The sequence below is a fragment of the Rickettsia endosymbiont of Cardiosporidium cionae genome (assembly GCF_015476335.1).
Lineage (GTDB): Bacteria > Pseudomonadota > Alphaproteobacteria > Rickettsiales > Rickettsiaceae > JADHZC01.
Map to the genome: position 1 here is coordinate 1 of NZ_JADAQY010000018.1, position 1,564 is coordinate 1,564.

Below are 1,564 nucleotides of genomic sequence, written 5' to 3' on the forward strand. Positions count from 1 at the left end.
TGATAGCGAGAACAAAACATTTAAAAAAAGCATTATCAATTAAACAAGATTTACTTAATAATGTAAGTCATGAGATAAGGACACCATTACAAAGTATACTTGGTATATCAGGAGGTTTAAGAGATTCATGGGATATATTATCAGAAGAACAGCGAAAGAATTTAGCTACAAAAATAGCTGATAGCAGCGATAGATTAATGAATTTATTATCTAACTTGCTTGATTTATCAAAGTTAAATGCAGATAAAATGACATTTTGCTTAAAAAAGAATAATTTACAAAAAGTAATATCAGAGGTAATCTCAGAATTCAGTTATTTACCAAATCATGTTAATATAGAGCTTAAAGTACTAACTAAATCAAATATTTTATTAAATTTTGATTATGAGAGAATTGCTCAAGTAATAAGAAATATTATTGCTAATGCAGTAAAATATGGCAATGATAGTGATATAATTGTAGCCATTAAGGAAGATAATTTTGCAGTTATTAATAATCCTCAACAAAAGGGTATAAAGACTAGTATTACAGATCAAGGGGTAGGAATTCCTCAAAGTGAATTAGAAGATATATTTGTACCATTTATAGAAAGTTCTAGAACTAGATCAAAAACAGGAGGTACAGGGTTAGGATTAGCAATCTGTCACGAAATTATTACTGCTCATAAAGGATATATAGGGGCTGATAGTAATGGTAAAAAAACTACTTTTTTCTTCATATTACCACTTATACACAAAAAAATTATGCCTCATATTAAATTTTCAAATAACATCTATAATGTGCTCATTGTGGATGATGATAAAAATTGTTTGACAGCTTGTTCAATAATACTTTCAAGTTTGGGTTATAAAGTATTTACTGCTCTGGGAGGAAAAAATGCTCTAGCTATATTAAAAAAATGTGAAGAAAGAATAGATATAATCTTAGTTGATATTATGATGGATGAAATGTGTGGAATTTCTTTATTACGTAAAATAAAATCTACAAAAAATATAACAAACATTCCTATAATTATACAAAGTGGTTTATTTGATAGAAAAGAAATAGATAAAGCATATAAGTGCGGGGCTATAGGCTTTATACCTAAGCCATATAATAAGGATAATATAAATTATGTTATAAATTCTTTGGTTAAATAAAGATTTTTTTAATTAAATAATATTATAAAAATTGACATCAAAGAAAATAAGATGTATCAAAAGCCTATATGCTTTTATACATAAGAGTATAACAACTGTGCTGCTATATGATATATGTTTATCTGAGAGTCATAAGTTATTGAATAAAGATATTATTTTATTTTGGATTGAAAAATGAAAATTATTAGTTCTTTAAAATCAGCAAGAAAAAGAAGCCGGAATTGTAAATTGATCAAGCGTGGATTTAAAATATTTGTTATAGATAAAAAGAATAAAAGATTTAAAGCAAGGCAGGGATAGGTTCAGTTTTATAAATTCAATATTTAACGCCTCAGCTATGGTTTTATCTGTCCGATGATTTTTGCGCTTCGAAGATTAATTTGTAACACAATTACGTTGTGGATTTACTGTTTTTTTTCATTTTG

At 26.5% G+C, this 1,564-nt stretch carries 2 protein-coding genes; both read left to right on the forward strand.

The window, feature by feature from the left end; all coding sequences use genetic code 11:
• The coding region (locus IHI24_RS04640) for an ATP-binding response regulator (protein ID WP_194966899.1) at window positions 1–1,139 on the forward strand (1,139 nt) is incomplete at its 5' end.
• A gap of 174 nt (window positions 1,140–1,313) precedes the next feature.
• A complete protein-coding gene (locus tag IHI24_RS04645) occupies window positions 1,314–1,439 on the forward strand; it encodes a ribosomal protein bL36 (RefSeq protein ID WP_194966900.1) in 126 nt (41 codons plus the stop codon).
• Window positions 1,440–1,564 lie beyond the last annotated feature (125 nt).